The organism is Pseudomonas sp. IT-P171, from assembly GCF_949767765.1.
Lineage (GTDB): Bacteria > Pseudomonadota > Gammaproteobacteria > Pseudomonadales > Pseudomonadaceae > Aquipseudomonas > Aquipseudomonas fluorescens_B.
This window is the reverse complement of the sequence record NZ_CATKQN010000058.1, coordinates 141,988-161,162: the sequence shown is the minus strand read 5'-3', so window position 1 is coordinate 161,162 and position 19,175 is coordinate 141,988. Positions and strand designations below refer to the sequence as shown.

At 60.9% G+C, this 19,175-nt stretch carries 17 protein-coding genes; 5 read left to right on the top strand and 12 right to left on the bottom strand.

Annotation, left to right across the window (positions count from 1 at the left end; all coding sequences use genetic code 11):
* The first annotated feature begins 31 nt into the window (after positions 1-31).
* Positions 32-847, top strand: a complete 816-nt coding sequence (locus ACM6I5_RS26935) for a rhodanese-like domain-containing protein (RefSeq protein WP_017336241.1) — start codon at positions 32-34, stop codon at positions 845-847.
* 18 nt (positions 848-865) lie between these two features.
* A complete protein-coding gene (gene asd, locus ACM6I5_RS26930) occupies positions 866-1,726 on the top strand; it encodes an archaetidylserine decarboxylase (protein ID WP_414885023.1) in 861 nt (286 codons plus the stop codon).
* A gap of 57 nt (positions 1,727-1,783) precedes the next feature.
* On the opposite strand, the gene ACM6I5_RS26925 is transcribed toward asd, so the two are convergent.
* Positions 1,784-2,185, bottom strand: coding sequence for a hypothetical protein (locus tag ACM6I5_RS26925; protein ID WP_031318316.1), 402 nt, complete (start codon positions 2,183-2,185; stop codon positions 1,784-1,786).
* A 199-nt stretch (positions 2,186-2,384) separates the two neighbouring features.
* Between ACM6I5_RS26925 and ACM6I5_RS26920 the strand changes: the two genes are divergently transcribed.
* Positions 2,385-4,172 (top strand): molecular chaperone, encoded by a 1,788-nt coding sequence (locus tag ACM6I5_RS26920; protein ID WP_414885022.1) that lies wholly within the window; start codon positions 2,385-2,387, stop codon positions 4,170-4,172.
* Between the two features lie 135 nt (positions 4,173-4,307).
* Here ACM6I5_RS26920 and serB read toward each other — a convergent pair whose 3' ends face one another.
* A complete protein-coding gene (serB, locus tag ACM6I5_RS26915) occupies positions 4,308-5,522 on the bottom strand; it encodes a phosphoserine phosphatase SerB (RefSeq protein WP_017336238.1) in 1,215 nt (404 codons plus the stop codon).
* 135 nt (positions 5,523-5,657) lie between these two features.
* On the opposite strand from serB, the gene ACM6I5_RS26910 reads away from it, so the two are divergent.
* Complete coding sequence (locus ACM6I5_RS26910; protein ID WP_017336237.1) at positions 5,658-7,187, top strand: AhpA/YtjB family protein; 1,530 nt, start codon at positions 5,658-5,660, stop codon at positions 7,185-7,187.
* A gap of 233 nt (positions 7,188-7,420) precedes the next feature.
* On the opposite strand, the gene ACM6I5_RS26905 is transcribed toward ACM6I5_RS26910, so the two are convergent.
* From ACM6I5_RS26905 to ACM6I5_RS26865, 9 genes are all read right to left on the bottom strand, one after another.
* A complete protein-coding gene (locus tag ACM6I5_RS26905; protein WP_017336236.1) occupies positions 7,421-8,134 on the bottom strand; it encodes a membrane integrity-associated transporter subunit PqiC in 714 nt (237 codons plus the stop codon).
* Between the two features lie 177 nt (positions 8,135-8,311).
* Positions 8,312-10,579, bottom strand: a complete 2,268-nt coding sequence (parC, locus tag ACM6I5_RS26900; RefSeq protein WP_414885021.1) for a DNA topoisomerase IV subunit A — start codon at positions 10,577-10,579, stop codon at positions 8,312-8,314.
* Between the two features lie 7 nt (positions 10,580-10,586).
* A complete protein-coding gene (locus tag ACM6I5_RS26895; RefSeq protein WP_017336234.1) occupies positions 10,587-11,111 on the bottom strand; it encodes a TIGR02281 family clan AA aspartic protease in 525 nt (174 codons plus the stop codon).
* A complete protein-coding gene (locus tag ACM6I5_RS26890; protein ID WP_017336233.1) occupies positions 11,108-12,097 on the bottom strand; it encodes an esterase-like activity of phytase family protein in 990 nt (329 codons plus the stop codon). The genes ACM6I5_RS26895 and ACM6I5_RS26890 overlap by 4 nt, the downstream gene beginning before the upstream one ends.
* Positions 12,097-14,001, bottom strand: a complete 1,905-nt coding sequence (gene parE / locus ACM6I5_RS26885; protein ID WP_017336232.1) for a DNA topoisomerase IV subunit B — start codon at positions 13,999-14,001, stop codon at positions 12,097-12,099. The genes ACM6I5_RS26890 and parE overlap by 1 nt, the downstream gene beginning before the upstream one ends.
* Positions 14,002-14,041: 40 nt before the next feature.
* A complete protein-coding gene (locus ACM6I5_RS26880; RefSeq protein ID WP_414885020.1) occupies positions 14,042-14,650 on the bottom strand; it encodes a YqiA/YcfP family alpha/beta fold hydrolase in 609 nt (202 codons plus the stop codon).
* A 181-nt stretch (positions 14,651-14,831) separates the two neighbouring features.
* Positions 14,832-15,647 (bottom strand): 3',5'-cyclic-AMP phosphodiesterase, encoded by an 816-nt coding sequence (cpdA, locus tag ACM6I5_RS26875; RefSeq protein ID WP_414885019.1) that lies wholly within the window; start codon positions 15,645-15,647, stop codon positions 14,832-14,834.
* 103 nt (positions 15,648-15,750) lie between these two features.
* Entirely contained in the window at positions 15,751-16,203 is a 453-nt protein-coding gene (locus tag ACM6I5_RS26870) for a DUF1249 domain-containing protein (protein ID WP_017336229.1), read from the bottom strand.
* Positions 16,194-16,811 (bottom strand): NUDIX domain-containing protein, encoded by a 618-nt coding sequence (locus tag ACM6I5_RS26865; RefSeq protein ID WP_017336228.1) that lies wholly within the window; start codon positions 16,809-16,811, stop codon positions 16,194-16,196. The genes ACM6I5_RS26870 and ACM6I5_RS26865 overlap by 10 nt, the downstream gene beginning before the upstream one ends.
* Before the next feature lie 206 nt (positions 16,812-17,017).
* Here ACM6I5_RS26865 and ACM6I5_RS26860 point away from each other — a divergent pair, with 206 nt between their 5' ends.
* Positions 17,018-17,764, top strand: coding sequence for an RsiV family protein (locus ACM6I5_RS26860; RefSeq protein WP_414885018.1), 747 nt, complete (start codon positions 17,018-17,020; stop codon positions 17,762-17,764).
* Here ACM6I5_RS26860 and cytX read toward each other — a convergent pair.
* The gene (gene cytX, locus ACM6I5_RS26855; RefSeq protein WP_017336226.1) at positions 17,733-19,025 is read right to left on the bottom strand and encodes a putative hydroxymethylpyrimidine transporter CytX; all 1,293 of its coding nucleotides are present in this window, start codon (positions 19,023-19,025) and stop codon (positions 17,733-17,735) included. The genes ACM6I5_RS26860 and cytX overlap by 32 nt on opposite strands.
* Positions 19,026-19,175 lie beyond the last annotated feature (150 nt).

Here is a 19,175-nt window from a genome sequence, read left to right as displayed (position 1 = left end):
AATCCTCCCCTTTATGCCCTGGAGACCTCACATGTCTGACTTCTCTGGCTTGCCGCTGGTGATCGAGCCGAGCGACTTGCTCGCCCGTCTCGACGCCCGCGAACTGATTCTGGTGGACCTGACCAGCAGCGCCCGCTATGCCGAAGGGCATATTCCCGGCGCGCGTTTTGTCGATCCGAAACGCACGCAACTCGGACAGCCGCCGGCGCCAGGCTTGATGCCGCCGCACGCGGCACTCGAAGCGTTGTTCGGTGAGCTGGGCCACAACCCCGACGCGGTCTACGTCGTGTATGACGACGAAGGCGGCGGTTGGGCCGGGCGTTTTATCTGGCTGCTGGACGTCATCGGCCACAGCAAGTACCACTATGTCGATGGCGGCCTTACGGCGTGGCTGGCAGAAGGCTTGCCCATGTCGATCCAGATCCCTCCCGCGGTCGGCGGCCCGGTTGCCCTGACCCTGCACGATGAACCCACCGCCACCCGCGAGTACCTGCAAAGCCGTCTCGGTGCCCCCGACCTGGCGATCTGGGACGCGCGCGGGCCGCTGGAGTACTCCGGCGAGAAAGTCCTGGCGGCCAAGGCCGGACACATTCCCGGCGCGGTCAATTTCGAATGGACCGCGGGCATGGACCGGGCGCGGAACCTGCGCATCCGTACCGACATGCCGCAGATCCTCGAACAACTCGGGATCAGCAAAGACAAAGAAGTGATTACCCACTGCCAGACTCACCACCGTTCTGGTTTCACCTATCTGGTGGCCAAGTCCCTCGGTTATCCGCGGGTCAAAGGCTACGCCGGCTCCTGGGGCGAATGGGGCAACCATCCCGATACGCCTGTAGAGATTTAAGGTTTTTAAGGACAGTTAATGAATAAGCGTTTGTTTATCCTCAGCCAATACCTGCTGCCCCACCACTTGCTCTCGCGACTGGCCGGCTGCATCGCCGAATGCCGCGTGCGCTGGTTCAAGAATGCGTTCACCGCGTGGTTCGCCAAGCGCTATCAGGTGGACATGTCCAAGGCCCTGGTTGAAGACCTGACCGCCTACGAGCACTTCAACGCGTTCTTCACCCGCGCGTTGAAAGACGGCGCTCGTCCGCTGGACGAAACCCCGGGCGCGATCCTCAGCCCGGCCGACGGCGCGGTCAGCCAGCTCGGTCCGATCGAACACGGTCGCGTGTTCCAGGCCAAGGGCCACAGCTTCAGCGTGCTGGAGTTGCTGGGCGGTGACGCTGCCAACGCAGCGCCGTTCATGGGCGGTGATTTCGCGACCATTTACCTGTCACCGAAGGACTACCACCGCGTGCACATGCCGCTGGCCGGCACATTGCGCGAGATGGTCTACATTCCAGGCCGGATTTTCTCGGTCAATCAGACCACCGCTGAAAACGTTCCGGAATTGTTTGCCCGCAACGAGCGTGTGGCGTGCATTTTCGACACCGAGCGCGGGCCGATGGCCGTGGTGCTGGTGGGCGCGATGATCGTCGCATCGATCGAAACCGTCTGGGCGGGCCTGGTGACGCCACCGAAGCGCGAGCTGAAAACCTTCCGCTACGACGAAGCGGCTCGTGCGCCGATCCACCTGGAAAAAGGTGCGGAACTGGGTCGTTTCAAGCTGGGTTCGACGGCTGTAGTGCTGTTCGGCCCTGATCAAGTGCAGTGGGCTGAAGAACTGGCGGCCGGTTCGCCGGTGCAGATGGGCCAGGGCATGGGCCTGCCAAAAGCCTGATCCCCTGATCCGAACCCCACGAACGTCTTCGTGGGGTCGGACATTTCGGTGGTGCCCCTACTCTATCTGTCCACGAAAACCGATCGGTCCTTCGTTGGCGTAGGTATTGGTGCCACTGAGGTTTTTCCCTCCATCACTGGAGGTCACGCTCAACGCGACAACGTTCTGATTGTCCCGGCCCCCGATGACCCACTTGCCACCCGGATGCCATGGAGCGTCGTTACCGCCCCACTGGTTTTCAACGTTGTACTGGTTCTGGCCCGTGCGCTGAGCCTTGAAGCCAATGGGACCTTCACCCGCGTACGTCATGGTGCCGGTGAAGCTCTTGCCGCCATCGCTCGACTTGATCTCGATCGCGACAACCTTCTGGTTGTCCCGCGCGCCTAACGTCCAGTCTCCGCCCGGATGCCAGGGTGCAGAACTACCGCCCCATTGATTTGCCACTACGTATCTAGACATAAACTTCATCTCCTTGAAGTTACGAGAGACCTGCCCGGCACAGGCAGCAGGCCGTACGACCGTGCGTATCCAGTCGCACGTCTGTCAGATTAGTAGCACACTCGAACCTCACTCGGCTGACAGACAAACGGTCGCCGACCAGAACTGCTACAGTCAGGTCATTCACTGCCCATTTTCCCGGTTGGAGTTTGTTCACGGCATGAATGAGACCAGTCCTCACCTTTTGCTACGCGCGCCGATCCCTGCACAGTTGCGCCTGTCGTTCTGCGAAGCCACCCCGCGCGACCTCAAGCGCTGGATCGCCGACCTCCCCAAGGCCAACATCGGCGAAACCGCTCGCCAGCTCTATCAAGGCTTGAGCGAACTGAATCAACTGCTGACACCCAGCGACAATCGTCTGCAATTACTCGAGTTACTCAGGCCCGAGGTGTATTACGTTTGCAAACACCTGGAGCGGCACTTCCTGTACCAGTCGATTGTCCTCGACGAGCGTTCGCGCAAGATCGCCAACCTCTGCCAGGCGCTGCAAAGTCATTTGGCGATTGGCTATAAACAGATCGTCGTGCGCCTCTCGCCGCGCCTCAGCAAGGACCGCGCGCCGCTGCTGGCCCAAGCATTGCAACGGGCGATCCATTGCCTCAACGGTCCTCTGATCCGCGCCACCGAGCTCTATTGCCCGGTGCCGGAAGGTGTGTGGCTGGAACTGCATCTGCTGTATCGGATCGCCTGTTCTCATCGGCTCCAGCACCTGAGCCTGCGCGATGAGCTGGCCAGCCAGACGCAAACCCTGAGCATCGAACAGACGTACGTGGTCGCACTGCTGCTGGGCGCCGCACGATGCAATCAACTGCGCCAGAACCAGATCGCGCGGCTCGCCGAAGTGCTGGAGCCGTGGAGCAAATTGATCAAGCTGCAACCAGAATCCGCGAGCGGCGGACTGTTTGGCGTCGCACCGGAGCTCGACATCGGGCCGCGTTACCGTTCGAAATTCCGGCCCGAGCAACAGGAATGCTTGCTGGGGCTCGATACGCTGCCGCTGGTCACAGCCATTGATGCCCATTTGCAAAAAACCGACAGTGCGGTGCCACTGCCCGTGCCGGCAGGATTGAGCCTGGATACGCTGCAACACCTGAATGCCGCCTGGGGCCAGGCGGTCGAACGCAGTTTCCAGCGCACGCCCAGTCAAGGGACCTTGACCTTGTGCGTGGGCATGAGCGCGCTGCACTTCTATCTGGGCGGGCAGCGTCCGTTCAGCGAGATCCTGAAACATCCCGGTGCCGGGCGCGCACAGTTCGCGGCGACCTCGCCCACCCTTCGGGAAAAAGACCAATGGCACCACGCCTTCGACGCAGCGCCGCAAGGCACCGCCGACACGTTGCTGCCCTACGAAGAAATCGAATACCCGCAACTTCAGAACGACGACAATCAAAAAGACTCCGACCGCAACCGTCACTTTCCGACCTACGCCTTGCCGGTGATCAATCACAGCCCGGGCGGTTATTGCCTGGCCTGGCCCGGTGACGTGCCGGCCGAGTTACAGGCAGGCGAGATGGTGGGCATCGAGGATACGGCGGGGTCGGGCTGGAGCATCGCGGTGGTGCGCTGGATCCGCCAGGTTCGCGGCGGCGGCACGCAAATGGGTATCGAGCAAGTCGCGCCCTACGCCGAGCCTTGCGGCCTGCAACTGGTGCGCACCCGTGACGACCACAGCCAATATCTGCGAGGCTTGCTACTGCCCGCGATCAGCGCGATAGACCTGCCGGCCACCTTGCTCGCCCCGCGCCTGCCCTTTCAGGAAGGCAACAAGGTGGTGATCAACACCAATGGCGAGGAACGCCGGGCCGGACTGGACCGTCGGGTGGCGAGCACCAACAGCTTCAATCAGTTTGCCTATCGTTCGCTGGAGGCCACCAGAAACGACAACGCCGCGGGGAGCGGCGTGGTCGGTATTGAGGAAGAATTTGATTCGCTGTGGAAAACGCTTTGAGGGTGAACCCGATAACTGTGGTGAGGGAGCTTGCTCCCGCCTGGACTGCCTAGCAGTCCATTTTTTGGGGCCGCTTCGCAGCCCAGCGGGAGCAAGCTCCCTCGCCACAAAGGCACTTTCTGAGTTATGGAAAACTCAGAGCTGCCCGTCACGGTCCCGAAAGCCCAGCAAGTACAGCACGCCATCCAGCCCAAGGGTGGAAATCGCCTGCTTCGCCGACTGCTTGACCAGCGGTTTGGCGCGAAACGCCACACCCAGCCCGGCAATCGCCAGCATCGGCAAATCGTTGGCACCGTCGCCGACCGCGATGGTCTGCTCCAGACGCAAACCTTCCTTGTGCGCCAGCTCCTTCAGCAGATCCGCCTTGCGCTGGGCATCGACGATCGGCTCGACCGCCACGCCGGTGACCTTGCCATCAACCACTTCCAGCTCGTTGGCGAACACGTAGTCGATGCCCAGCTTGGCCTGCAATTGCTTGGCGAAGTAAGTGAAGCCACCCGACAAGATCGCAGTCTTGTAGCCCAGGCGCTTGAGTTCGGCAAACAGGGTTTCGGCACCTTCGGTCAGGCGCAGGGAGGCGCCGATCGAATCCAGCACGCTGACGTCCAGACCTTTGAGCAAAGCCAGACGCTCTTTGAAGCTGGCGCGGAAGTCGAGCTCCCCGGCCATCGCCCGCTCGGTGATTTCCGACACCTGGTCGCCGACGCCAGCGGCCTTGGCCAATTCGTCGATGACTTCGGCTTCGATCAGTGTGGAGTCCATGTCGAACACCGCCAGACGACGGTTGCGGCGGAACAGCGAATCTTCCTGGAAGGCGATATCGACATTCAATTCCTGGGCGACGCTGAGGAACTCGGCCCGCAGCGCTTGCGGATCAGCCGCTTCGCCACGCACGGAAAACTCGATGCAGCCCTTGCCTTTGTCAGCCGGCGTGTCCAGCGGCATGCGCCCGGACAGACGATCGATGTGGTCGATGTTCAGGCCATATTTGGCGGTGATCGAGCTCACGGCCTGCAATTGCCCGGCGGTCACTTTGCGGGTCAATAGCGTCACGATGTGGCGCTTTTTGCCCTGATTGCCGACCCACTGCTGGTAATCATCTTCGGACACCGGCGTGAAACGCACCTGCTGATCGAGTTTGTAAGCCGTGAACAGAATGTCCTTGAGCACCGAGTTGCCTTGCTCGGTGTCAGGAATTTCAACCAGGATGCCGAACGACAGGGTGTCGTGGATCACCGCCTGACCGATGTCGAGAATGTTCACACCACCCTGGGCCAGAACGCCGGTAATGGCCGCAGTCAGACCCGGACGGTCGACTCCCGTGATGTTTATCAGGACGATTTCGCGCAAGGCGCACCCCCGCAGGTGGAAAAAAACCGCATTCTACCCACTTTCAGTGACCATCGGGCACCGTGAGCGCTTTGCCGGTCTAGGGCCTGTCGCTATACTGCGCGTCAACTTCACGGACAAAAGAGCCGAGCTCAAGTGAACCGGCCCACGCCAGTAAAAACCGATAACTTCTTTCTGCTGATCTTCCGTGCACTGCGCCACCGCCGTGTACCGATTGCATTGCGCATTGCCAGCCATAACGTGATCCTGGTCGCTCTGGCCCTGGTGATCTACGCCTGTGTGATGGGTTTGCAGTTCAAGCAGGCCATGCACGAGCAGGCGGATGCCCTGGGCGAAAGCCTGACCACGCAGACCGCCACGTCCGCCACGGAGCTGCTGGTGTCCAACGACATCCTCAGCCTCAACGTGCTGCTCAACAACCTGACCAAGAACAAGCTGGTGGCCCACGCCGCCATCTACAGCGTGGACAACCGCATCCTCGCCGAAGCCGGCCAGCGCCCCAAGCACAGCCTACTGGGCGAAGCGGAGGGCATGTACCAGAGCAAGATCACCTTCCAGGACGTGACTGCCGGGCAACTGCGCATCAGCCTGGACATGGATCAGTTCCAGCAGCCGATGACCATCAGCCTGCAAAGCATGGGCATCTTGAGTGCAATCCTGTTGGCCTTGTCGTTGGCCTTGAGCCTGCGCCTGGGTCGGCATATCTCCACACCGCTGCTGCAATTGCGCGTGTGGCTGCGCAACATCGATGAATACACCCCGGCAACCGGGCGTCAGGACGAGATCGGCGACCTGGCTCGCCAGCTGCACGCCAACTTCGCGCCGGAGCCGGCCGAGCCAGAGCCTGAGCCGGAACCCGAGTACGACGAAAACGATTACGAAGACGGCGACGACGAGCCGGCCTTCGAAGTGCGCAATCTGCGTGATCCGAGCTTCGACGAAACCAAGCCTGTCGCTGGCCTCAAGCCTGCGCCACGGCATATCGTCAGCACCGTAGAAGATGAAGATGACGACGATGCGTTTGCCGACCTGCGTGACGAGTCGGTAGCGAGCGCATCGAAGCCAGTGGTCAAACCGCAGGTATCGAACGTGCCGCAACACAGCGCGGTGCTGGCCGTGCAACTGGGCGCCCAGGATCAGTTGCGCCGCCTGCCACGTGCGCGCCTGGAAGAATTGCTGAAACGCTATCGCGACTGCCTCGACCAGGCCGCGTCACTCTATGAGGGCGAACTGCATAGCCTGAACGATGGCAGCACGTTGATGGTGTTCCACACCGAAGACAGCGGTGACGACTACCTGACCAACGCCATTTGCTGCGGTGAGTTGCTGCGGGCGCTGGGCCATCAGTTGCAGATCGAAGTCGCGGACAGCGGCATCACCCTGCAATTGCAGTTGGGCCTGACCCTGGGCGACGAGTTGTTTGGCTTGAGCCAGATTGACCTGCTACTGACCGAAACCGCCCAGGACGCCCTGGCACTGTCGCAACACAGCCGCAATCTGCTGCTGGTGGAGCGCAAGATCAGTGACGACGCGCTGATTCGCCAGCGTGCGCGGATCCGTCCGATTGCCAGCCCTGAGGGTGCATGCTGTGTAGAGCGGCTGATGGAGCCTTATCCGTCGATGCTGGAGCGGCAACTGGCGCGGATGCATGAGCGCCGGGCGTAAACCTTAGGCCCTGATGTGAAGAAGCCCGCAGATGAGTGATTGTCTGCGGGTTTTTTGTTGTCTGTTCTGGCCCCATCGCCAGCAGGCTGGCTCCCACATTGGATCTATGGCGTCCACATGTCCCCTGTGGGAGCCAGCCTGCTGGCGATGAGGCCGGGACAGGCAATGGAGATGAACCTGCAGAAACAACAAAGCCCGCATCTCTGCGGGCTTTGTGTTGGATCAATCCAGGCTTAGAACCTGAACACTTCCATATCGGTGCGGATCGGCGAAGCCATCGGGATCTTCGGCTGCTTTTCCTGTTCCGTCGCTGGTGCCGCAGGCTTGGCAGCCGGTTTCTTTGGCGCTTCCGCAATCGGTGGCTGGTTAGCCAGCGGCTTGAGCGCTACCGACAACTGCTCGGCAAGTTTCTGCAACAACACACCCTGAGCCTGAACCTGCGCGGCAGTGCCGCCGGCGTGTTGTTCCTGCAGATGAATGATGCGGTTATCGCGCACCTGACCACGACGGTCGATCAAACGCCATTGCGCATCAAGGATCGCCGGTTGCGACTCACCCGAGTCCAGGCGCGTGATGGTCAGCAGCACCTGAACGTCCGGCGTGAAGCCGAGCGTTGCCGGCGCCAGCACCACGCGTTGACTGTCCAGATGACCTGCCACCTGACGCAGCAACAGCTGATCGATGTCGGAAGACAGGCTTCCCGCCCAACGACCATCGGTCGAAGCCTGCAAGCTGCCATCCGGCTGACGCTGCAGCAATGTTTCACGTTGCAGATAGTCGGCGACCGTTACCGGGCCGAGCAATACCGCCATGCCCGCGCTTTGCGCAGGCTGAGCCGGACTTCCGCTGTCCAGCTGATACAGCGACACCGGTTGGTGAGTGCTGCAACCCGCCAGGCCAAGAACGCCGGCGAGCATCAAAATAAAAGGAAGGCGCAGAGCAGTCATCGTCCCATCCAGGTGGTTGCCACAAGGCTAACCACAGTGAAAATACTCAATAAATATGAAGAACGCTCGGCCACGCCGGCGCTTGGAAAGGCCATATCATCCGTGAATATGCGTTCCGACTCCAGCGGCAAAGCGTCGATCTACGCGTTAAATCGCAGATCGAGCGCTCTAGGACGCTTAATTGAGGTTTTCGACGAGCAGCGCATCTACCCTCTGGAAGCCTCGTGGAAGTTTGTTTCCACGCCGCCCACGCTCACCTTTGTAGTGTTCGAGGTCGTCCGCCTTCAGTGACAAGGTACGTTTTCCGGCATGCAGCACCAAGGTGGCGCCTTCCGGCAGAACAGCGATGTCCGTGACATATTCTTCGCGACTGGCCACACGCTCACCGGAAATCCCGATGATCTTGTTGCCTTTGCCCTTACCTAATTGTGGCAGATCGCTGATTTTGAAGATCAGCAGGCGACCTTCGGTGGTCACCGAGGCCAGCCAGTTGTTCTCACGATCAGCCACCGGGCGCGGCAGAATGACCTTCGAGTTGTTCGGCAAGCTCAGCAACGCCTTGCCCGCCTTGTTCTTGGCCTGGAAGTCCTCACCCTTGACCACGAAACCGTAACCGGCGTCGGAGGCGATCACGTACAGCGAGTCATCATCCGGCATCAGCACGCATTCGAAACTCGCGCCGGGTGGCGGCGTCAGACGACCGGTCAACGGCTCGCCCTGACCACGGGCTGATGGCAAGGTATGAGCGGCCACCGAATAGCTACGACCGGTAGAGTCGATAAACACGGCAAACTGATTGGAACGCCCGGGTGCCAGGGCCTTGAAACCGTCCCCAGCCTTGTAGGAAAGCCCGGTGGCGTCGATTTCGTGCCCCTTGGCGGAACGAACCCAACCTTTTTCCGACAGCACGACGGTTACTTTCTCGTTCGGCAGCAGATCGTGCTCTGTCAGGGCCTTGGCTTCGGTGCGCTCGACGATCGGCGAGCGACGGTCGTCGCCATAGGTTTCGGCGTCCTTGATCAGCTCGGTGCGCACCAGTTTTTTCAGCTTGGCTTCGCTGCCCAACAGGGCTTGCAGCTTGGCTTGTTCCTTGAGCAGCTCATCCTGCTCGGAGCGCAGCTTCATTTCTTCCAGGCGCGCCAACTGACGCAAACGGGTATCGAGAATGTACTCGGCCTGGATTTCGCTGAGGGCGAAACGCGCGATCAGGGCGGCTTTCGGGTGTTCCTCGGTGCGGATGATGTGGATCACTTCATCCAGGTTGAGGTAGGCAATCAACAAACCGTCCAACAGGTGCAGACGACGTTCAACCTTGTCGAGGCGGAATTGCAGGCGACGACGCACGGTTTGAACGCGGAACTCCAGCCATTCCACCAGCAGCGCACGCAGGTTTTTCAGCTGCGGCTTGCCGTCCAGGCCGATGATGTTGATGTTGACCCGGTAGCTCGACTCCAGCTCGGTGCTGGCGAACAGGTGCTGCATCAGCGCGTCGTGGTCAAAATTCTTGCGCGCGCCCGGAATGATTACGATCCGGCACGGGTTTTCGTGGTCGGATTCGTCGCGCAGGTCCGCGATCTGCGGGGCCTTGGACGGCTTGGCCTGCATCATGGCCGCAATCTGCTCCAGCACCTTGGCACCGGACACTTGATGCGGCAGCGCGGTGACGATGATGTCGCCGTCTTCGATGTGGTAAACGGCGCGCATGCGCACCGAGCCCTTGCCGGTTTCATACATTTTCAGCAGATCGGCGCGCGGGGTGATGATTTCCGCTTCGGTCGGATAATCCGGGCCCTGGATGTGCTCGCAGAGCTGTTCGACCGTGGCTTTCGGCTCATCGAGCAAACGCACGCACGCTGTCGCGACTTCCCGCAGGTTGTGCGGCGGTACGTCGGTGGCCATGCCCACGGCAATCCCGGTGGTGCCGTTGAGCAGGATATTCGGCAAACGTGCCGGCAACACCAGTGGTTCGTCGAGGGTGCCGTCGAAGTTCGGGCCCCAGTCCGCCGTGCCCTGGCCCAGTTCGCTGAGCAGCACTTCGGAATAACGCGACAGCCGCGCTTCGGTGTAACGCATGGCGGCGAAGGACTTGGGATCATCCGGCGCACCCCAGTTACCCTGACCGTCGACCAGCGTGTAGCGGTAGCTGAACGGTTGAGCCATCAGGACCATGGCTTCGTAGCAGGCCGAATCGCCGTGCGGGTGGAACTTGCCGAGCACGTCACCGACGGTACGCGCCGATTTCTTGTGCTTGGAATCGGCGTCCAGCCCCAACTCGCTCATCGCATAAATGATGCGACGCTGTACCGGCTTCAGGCCATCGCCGATATGCGGCAAGGCACGGTCCATGATCACGTACATGGAGTAGTTGAGGTAGGCATTTTCGGTGAAGTCAGCCAGTGACCGGCGTTCTACACCGTCCAGGCTGAGATCAAGGGAGTCGCTCATGCGGGCCTCATCGGTTCGTTGTCTGGCGCAGCAGCATGGTGCCACCGCGCTGGGTAAATTCAAGTTTGTTCAGTGCACTCATACCGAGCAGCACTTGCTTGCCATCAAGGCCTGGCACGACGATGGCGCGCACATCACGCAGCACGATGTCGCCCAGTTGCAGCCGGTCGACACGGGTTCGATAACCCTCGGTACGACCGTTGGCGGTGCTCAGGGTCACCCCGAAGCCTTTTTCAAGTTTCAGCCGTTCGGCCATTTCTGCCGGGATCGCCACATCGGTTGCCCCGGTATCCAGCATGAAATCCACCGGCTGGCCGTTGATCTGGCCGCTGGCGACGAAGTGCCCCTGGGTGTTGCTCGCCAGTTTCACTTCGATAAAACCTTCGCCCTGTTCCGAGCTGACGACGACATTGGGATTTTGCTGACGCTCCTCCCATTGGCCGAAAAACCGCGTCGCCAGAAACAGCGCTGCGCACCAGGCCAGCACCATGAACACCCGACCCGCGCGTTTCCCGGGCGTTTGCGGCGTCACGGCTTGGCACTCCAGCCACCTTCAGGCGCGGCGAAGCGCCAGACAATCGGGCGGTACTCGCCATCAGCACGGGCACCATCGTTGTTGTCGATGCCGACCCAGGCGCCATCGGCGTCGACGATCAGTGCTTCCGTCAGGCCATAGCCCTGTGGATAACGACGGTTATCCTGCAAGGCTTCGTCGGCAAACGACCAGCAACGCTCGACCTTGGCGGTCACCGCGTCACGGCGGCAAATTTCGAACGCATTGCGCTCAAGGGTAAACAGCTTGCCGTTGAACAACGACAGGTCGGCAAAATCCCGTGACACTGCCCTGGCCTTGGGAAATTTCGCCGGCTGCATTTCCATGCCGGCTTCGCTCAGCAGTACACAACCGCCGTCGCAATCCCAGACCGTTTGCTGACGCTTGATCAACAACAGGCCACGGCGCTCACGTTCGGCGGCCAACCACAATTGATCGCCGGCCGGGTTGATCGCCAGACCTTCGAACAATGCGTTGAAGTGCAACAACATGCCACTGGCCCGGGCTTCGCGAACCAGCATCGGCGAGATCTTCAGCCAGGACGTCGGCCCAACGGGCGGCACTTGCAGTACCGCTGCGTGGGACTCGCTGACGATGTAGCGATTGCCGGCGTTGTCGCAGGTGATGCCTTCGAAATCCAGATCCCCGCCCCGCACGAACGACGCCGCCCACGTCCGCGAACGCAAACCCCAGGGCAAACCGCTGTCCGGCACAGGCGGCACACCGATGCGCACGGTTTCCGCCTGCCAGACCGTATCGCCGGTCTCGAGTCGGTAGATCTGATCGTCGTCGCGATCGGAAATCGTCCACAAATCCTTGCCGCACTGCGCCAGCCCCGACAGGTTGCCGCCGCGCATGCCCTCCACGGGATGTTCGGACAACAGGCGCAACTCCGGTGCCGGTTCGGCGAACGCCGAAACAGAGGTCAGAAGTAACGCACATGCCAGGGCAAGGCCAACCCGCATCAGCCAAGAACCTCGGCCAGGTTGCCTTTGGATTCGAGCCAGGATTTACGGTCACCGGCGCGCTTCTTCGCCAGCAACATGTCCATCATTTCCGACGTCGCTTCGAAATCGTCCAGGGTCAGCTGCACCAGACGCCGGGTGTTCGGGTCCATGGTGGTTTCGCGCAGTTGCGGCGGGTTCATTTCACCCAGGCCTTTGAATCGGGTGACCTGAGGCTTGCCGCGTTTCTTCTCGGCCACCAGACGGTCGAGAATGCCATCGCGCTCGGCTTCGTCGAGGGCGTAGTAAATCTCTTTGCCGAGGTCGATACGGTAAAGCGGCGGCATCGCGACGTAGACGTGACCGGCATCCACCAACGGACGGAAATGCTGGACGAACAACGCGCACAACAGCGTAGCAATGTGCAAACCGTCGGAGTCGGCGTCGGCGAGGATGCAGATTTTGCCGTAACGCAGCTGGCTCATGTCCGCCGCACCCGGATCGACACCGATCGCCACGGCAATGTTGTGCACTTCCTGGCTGGCCAGCACTTCACTGCCGTCGACTTCCCAGGTGTTCAGGATTTTGCCGCGCAACGGCAGGATGGCTTGAAACTCTTTGTCCCGTGCTTGTTTGGCGGAACCGCCGGCGGAGTCACCTTCCACCAGGAACAACTCGGAACGCATCGGGTCCTGCCCGGCGCAGTCGGCGAGCTTGCCTGGCAGTGCCGGTCCCGCCGTGATGCGCTTGCGCTCGACCTTCTTGCTCGCCTTCAGGCGACGGCCGGCGTTGTTGATCGCCAGTTCCGCCAGGAGCATGCCGGTTTCCGGGTTCGCATTGAGCCACAGGCTGAACGCGTCCTTGACCACACCGGAAACAAACGCCGCCGCTTCTCGGGACGACAGCCGCTCTTTGGTCTGGCCGGAGAATTGCGGTTCCTGCATTTTCATCGACAGGACGAAGGCGATGCGTTCCCAGACGTCTTCCGGCGCCAGCTTCACGCCGCGCGGCAGCAGGCTGCGAAATTCGCAGAACTCGCGCATGGCATCGAGCAAGCCCTGGCGCAAACCGTTGACGTGGGTACCGCCCTGGGCCGTCGGGATCAGGTTGACGTAGCTTTCCTGCACGCTGTCGCCACCTTCCGGCAACCACAGCAGCGCCCAGTCGACCGCTTCCTTGTTACCGGCCAGGCTGCCGCAGAATGGTTCGTCCGGCAGGCGTTCGAATTCGCTGACTGCGTCGACCAGGTAGGAGCGCAGACCGTCTTCGTAATGCCATTCGACTTTCTCGCCGGTGGCCTTGTCTTCAAAGCTGACCAGCAGCCCCGGGCACAGGACGGCCTTGGCCTTGAGTACGTGCTTGAGGCGGCTGATGGAGAATTTCGGGGAGTCGAAGTATTTCGGGTCCGGGGCGAAGAATACGCTGGTGCCGGTGTTGCGCTTGCCGACGGTGCCGACCACTTCCAGCTCGGTCTTCTTGTAACCGTCGGCGAATGTCATCTGGTATTCGTTGCCGTCACGCTTTACGCGCACGCGGACTTCGGTCGACAAGGCGTTGACCACCGAAATACCCACCCCGTGCAGGCCGCCGGAGAACTGGTAGTTCTTGTTGGAAAACTTGCCACCCGCATGAAGCTTGGTGAGGATCAGCTCGACCCCGGAAACACCCTCTTCCGGGTGAATGTCCACCGGCATGCCACGACCGTCATCGCTGACTTCCAGGGAGTGATCGGCGTGCAGGATGACCTGCACCGAAGTCGCGTGCCCGGCCAAGGCTTCGTCGACGCTGTTGTCGATGACTTCCTGGGCGAGGTGATTCGGCCGACTGGTGTCGGTGTACATGCCGGGGCGTTTGCGCACCGGGTCGAGGCCCGAGAGGACTTCGATGGCGTCTGCGTTATAAGAGCTAGCGCTGGGAGTGGCCATGGGGTCTCGTCGTCAATGTTCTGTGAATAAGAGGCAAGGATCAAAGTGCAGTGAAATCAATCGCCTGATACAAATCTGCGCCGATGCCGGCAAAACTCAGCATTGCCGGCAATCGCTCGGCAAAACCCTGGAAACCATGGTCGCCGCCGGCCTGGATGCGCAAGGCACAAGCCCGGTAATACTGCTGGGCGAGGCGATAATCCAGTGTTTCATCACCGGTCTGCAACCACACCTGATAACGCTGCGGGTCCCGGGGCGCCGGCACTTCCAGCTCGGCCAGGGCCTTCACGTGGTCGTGGGTCAGTTCCCAGGCCTCATCGGTATACAAGTTTTTCTGTGTCCCCAGGTGCCCGTCGAACATCCGGTGCGGACTGACGGCAGGATTGATCAACAGAGCCTTGAGGCCATGGCGCTCGGCCAAGTGAGTCGCATAGTAGCCGCCGAGTGAGCTGCCGACCAGCAGTGGCCGCCCCAGTTCGGCAATCGCCTGTTCCAGCTGACCGATGGCTTCGCGCGGATGGTGATGCAAGGCTGGAACGCGCAGGTGATCGCTCAAGCCCAGACGCTCCATCACTTCGATCAACTGCGTGGCTTTTTTCGACGAAGGCGCGCTGTTGAAACCGTGGATATAAAGGATCGAACCGGACATTTGAACTCCCTGTGCGTCGGGTAAAGAAGGCGGAGTTTACAGGGTGTCGGGGGAATCGGGGATATCCGTGGAATTGATATCGTCTGAGCGGACGCCATCGACAGCAGGCTGGCTCCCACAGGGATTTGTGCACGACGCAGAGTGGGAGCCAGCCGTCTGGCGATGGCAGCACCGCAGATATTCAGTAGCCGTTGGAGCCATAATCGACCGGGAAATCAAAGCCAGTTACACGCTCCACGCCGGTTTCAATCTGCCCATCCGGCAACAGCCGCAACCATCGATATCCCGGCGCCTGCTCCCCCACCTTGAAATCCTCGCTCCCCGGCTCGAACTGAATGCAGGTAGAAGGCGAGGCGAACAAGCGCACGCCATTACGATCCTGATCAATTTCCTGGTGCACATGCCCCCACAAGACAGCGCGCACCTGCGGGAACCGATCCAGCACCGCGAACAACGCCTCTGGATTGCGCAACCCGATCGGCTCCATCCACGCACACCCGATCGGCACCGGATGATGATGGAAACACACCAGATGATGCCGCTCGGGCGCCTCGCTCAACGAGCGGGCCAGCAGTTGCAGTTGCTCATCCTGCAGATACCCCGGCACCGAACCGGGCACCGCGGAATCAAGCAAGGTGACGCGCCAATTGCCGATATCCACCATTGGTTCCAGTAAAGCGCTGTGAGTCGCGGCTTCGGCCATGATCTGCGGTTCATCGTGATTGCCAGGAATCCAGCGCGCCGGTGCATCGAGCTGTCGGGTCAGGTCGCGAAACTGCTGGTACGATTCCAGCGTCCCGTCCTGGGAAAGGTCGCCACTGGCGATGATCAGATTGATCTGCGGCTGTTGCAGCCTGACCAGCTCGATGACCTTTTGCAGGCTGTCGCGCGTATTCATGCCCAGCAACGTACCGTCGGGCTCGGCAAACAGATGGCTGTCGGACAGTTGCACCAGCAACGCCGGATCGGCGGTGGTCAATGTGGATACGCTCGGCAAGGCGATCTCCCAGGGCTGAATCACGGGATGATGAAGTGCCGCAATTATGCTGGGGGATGGTCAAAAGAGGAAACGCGCGAACCTGACGCAGTTCACAACAACGTCAACGAACGACTTCGTACTCGTGCCCCAGCGCCAGGCAATGGCTCAGCCACTCCCCGAGAAACATGTTCAGCTGGGCCTTTTCGTCCGGCTGATGCATCGCGGCGTTCGGGTAAGGATAGATGCCGCGAAAGCGTCGCGCATGTTCGGCGCTGACCACTTCGGCCATGCAGGCGTCGTGATAGACCTGCACTTCCAGTTGCGGCACCGGCAACCACGGCAGGCTGTGCTCCTGGCGCACTTGCAGGGTGGTGGTATACGGACAGACCTGCAGCACTTCCAGCGCCAGCACGCCGAGCATCTGCTCGCCATGGGTCACGGCAATGCGCCGCGCCGCCGGTTCGTTGCGCATGTCCGGCAACAGTCGCATCAGGCGCGCGTAGTTGGCCTCGCAAGAGGCTTGCAGCCCCACGAGGTCGACCCTGTAACGATCGCGCAGCTTGTTTACGACCATAGCCCCCTCACTTCAACGCGATTCAAAGCCAGCCACTGCAAGGCAATGATGCTTGGCGCGTTGGCAATACGTCCGTCGCGTACGGCTTGCAGCGCGTCTTCGAACGCCCAGACCGAAACGCGGATATCTTCTGCTTCTTCCTCCAGCCCATGCAGGCCGCCGACCCCGGTTGTCTCGCAACGCCCCAGGTACAAATGCACGAATTCATTGCTGCCGCCCGGCGATGGAAAATATTTGGTCATCGGCCACAGCGCCCCGAATACAAGCCCAGCTTCCTCCTGCGCTTCGCGGTGAGCAACCTCTTCCGGCACCTCATCCTTGTCGATCAGACCGGCGACCAGCTCGATCAGCCACGGGTTATCGGTCTTGCCCATGGCACCGACGCGAAACTGCTCGATCAGCACCACTTCGTCACGCTGCGGGTCGTAAGGCAGCACGCAGACGGCATCGTGGCGAACAAACACTTCACGATTGATTTCGCGGCTCATGCCACCGGCGAACAACTCGTGGCGCAAGTGCACACGATCAAGCTTGTAAAAGCCCTCGTAGCACTTTTCGCGCCGGACGATATCGACGGCGGTCGGAATGGCGTTGGCAAAATCAGTCATGACTATCCTCGTATGTGCAGCGAGGCTCCTGCCTCGACTTCGCGCCATCCTAACGCGCCCGTGACGTTTGATGCAGCCCCTTTCCCGTCAGCGGGATAGACGGTGAGGGCGAAACCAACTCTAATTAGCTTAGTGGCGAACTGACTGCTTCGTTGAGAGTCGAAGCGGTTAACTTTTCGCCTTTCCCTGTTTTATGAAGGACGCCCATGTCGCTTTTTAAATTCGCCTCCGTGGCCGCAATCGCCCTGACCCTGGGCGCTTGCCAGAGTCTGTTCCAGCCCAACTACCGGGCGCCGCTGGAAACCACCCGCGACGCGACCGAAACGCTGAAACCGGGCTGCACCACACCCGAGTGCCCGCTGGTAAACATTGATACGCTGCACTTTCCCGCCGAGCCTCAGCTTGACGGCATCGTCGAAAAACGCCTGCTGCAAATGACCCGCACCTCACCCGACGCCCCCGCGGCACCGACGCTGGCGGCTTATCGCGATGAGTTTTTGCGCACTGCCGGCCCGCGCTACAGCAGTTACCTGCAAGCGAAAGTACGTGAGCAGCATGACGGCTTGGTGATCGTTGAATTTTCCAGCTACCTGGACACCGGCGGTGCGCATGGCACGCCGGGTCGCAGTTTCATCAACTATTCGCGCCAGCAGCATAAAGTGCTGACCTTGTCCGACATGTTGGTGCCGGGGCAGGAAGAAGCATTCTGGAAAGCGGCGCAGGTGGCGCACAACAGCTGGCTGATCAGCACCAAGCTCGATCAGGAACCGGAGTTCGTGAAGCAGTGGCCGTTCCAGAAAACCCAGAACGTGGCGCTGACCTACGGCGGGGTGATCCTCAAGTACGAAGTGAGCACCATCGCGCCTTACGCGCTGGGCCACGTCGAACTGAAGATCCCCTACCCGCGCCTGAACGGCATTCTCAAGCCCGAGCTGTTTCCCGGCCGTAACTGAAGGCCCGGCCCAGCACCAGCTGCAGCAGCCCTGCCAGAATCAACGACGGCAGGGTTGCGCCGATGTCCGGATACAGATTGGCCAGCAAGTGATAGGTGCTCACCCCGCCCAACCAGGCGAGCAACGCCGGCCAGCGCAATGCAGCTGACGCCACACGAGCACTGCGTTTGCGCAAGATGAAGTGATCCACCAGCACCACGCCGAACAGCGGCGCAAACACCGAACCGATCAACAACAGGAAGTTCTGGTACTGAGCCAACGGCGCCAGCAAGGCGATCAGGGTGCAGACCACACCAATGGCCAACGCCAGGTGCTCGACTTTCAAGCGCAACAGAATCCCGCTGGAGACGGCCGCCGAATGAATGTCGGCAAACGCATTTTCCGACTCATCGAGCAGAATCAGCAGCAGCGGAATCCCCAGGCCCGCACCCGCCAGGGCCAACAGCAAGGCGTTCACTTCACCGCTCGGCGCGAACGCCAGGGTGTAGGCCACGCCCAGGCTCATCAGCCAGAAATTACCAATAAAGAAGCCGATCGCCGTACCGCCGAAAACGTTCTTCGCCCGCTTGCCGAAACGCGAGTAGTCGGCAATCAGCGGCAGCCACGACAGCGGCATCGCGATAGCAATGTCGAAGCCCACCGCGAACGGCATCGAACCGTCACCCGCCTGCGCCCACAACGCGGCCAGGTCGGCCTTGGCGAACAGGTTCCAGGTCAGCCAGATACACGCCGCCAGCAACAGCCAGATGCCCCACTTACGCAGTATCTGCCGCACGAAGGTCAACGGACCGCTGACAGCCAGCAAAGTCGCCAAGGCACCGAAGAACAACGTCCAGAGCAGCGGACTGGTGAACAGACTGCCTTCGCTGAACGCACGGGCGCCAAGCAGGCTGGCAGCGTCGCGCATCACGATGATTTCGAACGAGCCCCAACCGATCAGTTGCAGCAGGTTCAGCACCGCGGGCAGGCTCGCGCCACGCTTGCCGAGGCTGAGTTTGAGCGCGGCCATCGACGACAGGCCGGTGTCACTGCCGATCACGCCGACAGCGGCGAGCAGCAGAACGCCGACCAGCGTGCCGAGGAAGATCGCCAACAGCGAACCGGACAGGCCAAGACCTGGCGCGAGCAATGCGCCGGTCTGCAAAACCATCAGGCCGATGCCGAGGGAAAACCACAGGGAAAACAGATCGCGTCCGCCGAAGACACGCTTGTCGGTCGGCACCGCGATGTCAGGGGAATAAGTGCTGGGTTGAATGCTCAAGGGGTGTTATCTCAGAGGGACATTTGTTGTTGTGTGGATCGCTATCGCCAGCAGGCTGGCTCCCACAGGGGACTTGTGAACACCCCAAATCCAGTGTGGGAGCCAGCCTGCTGGCGATGGGGCCCTTACAGGCCCCACCTTTTCAGGTCA